The 833-nt window shown below is 56.9% G+C and carries 1 rRNA gene; it reads left to right on the plus strand.

What is annotated here, in order from left to right:
- Positions 1-833, plus strand: a 23S ribosomal RNA gene (locus AXK60_RS25320); the annotation flags it as partial.

Here is an 833-nt window from a genome sequence, read left to right on the forward strand (position 1 = left end):
GGGTAGGGGTGAAAGGCCAATCAAACTCCGTGATAGCTGGTTCTCCCCGAAATGCATTTAGGTGCAGCGTCACGTGTTTCTTGCCGGAGGTAGAGCTACTGGATGGCCGATGGGCCCTCACAGGTTACTGACGTCAGCCAAACTCCGAATGCCGGTAAGTGAGAACGTGGCAGTGAGACTGCGGGGGATAAGCTTCGTAGTCGAGAGGGAAACAGCCCAGATCGCCGGCTAAGGCCCCTAAGCGTGTACTAAGTGGAAAAGGATGTCCGGTCGCGAAGACAACCAGGAGGTTGGCTTAGAAGCAGCCACCCTTGAAAGAGTGCGTAATAGCTCACTGGTCTAGTGGCTGGGCGCCGACAATTTAGCGGGGCTCAAGTACACCGCCGAAGCCGCGGCACTCACATCTTTGGTGTGGGTGGGTAGGGGAGCGTCGTGCAGCCGTAGAAGCAGCAGGGTGACCTAGTTGTGGAGGCTGTGCGAGTGAGAATGCAGGCATGAGTAGCGAATGACACGTGAGAAACGTGTCCTCCGGATGACCAAGGGTTCCTGGGCTAGGTTAATCCTCCCAGGGTGAGTCGGGACCTAAGGCGAGGCCGACAGGCGTAGTCGATGGACAACGGGTTGATATTCCCGTACCCGTGTCAGATCGCCCCTGATGAATCAGTTGTACTAACCGTCCTGAAGCTCAGGTCATCACCTTCGGGTGAAGCCTAAGTGGATGCACGGGACCTCGGCTGGTAGTAGTCAAGCGATGGGGTGACGCAGGAAGGTAGTGGGGCCAGTCAGTGGTTGTACTGGTGTAAGCCTGTAGGGCGAGATCTAGGCAAATCCGG

The sequence above is a fragment of the Tsukamurella pseudospumae genome (genome assembly GCF_001575195.1).
GTDB classification, from domain to species: Bacteria; Actinomycetota; Actinomycetes; order Mycobacteriales; family Mycobacteriaceae; genus Tsukamurella; species Tsukamurella pseudospumae.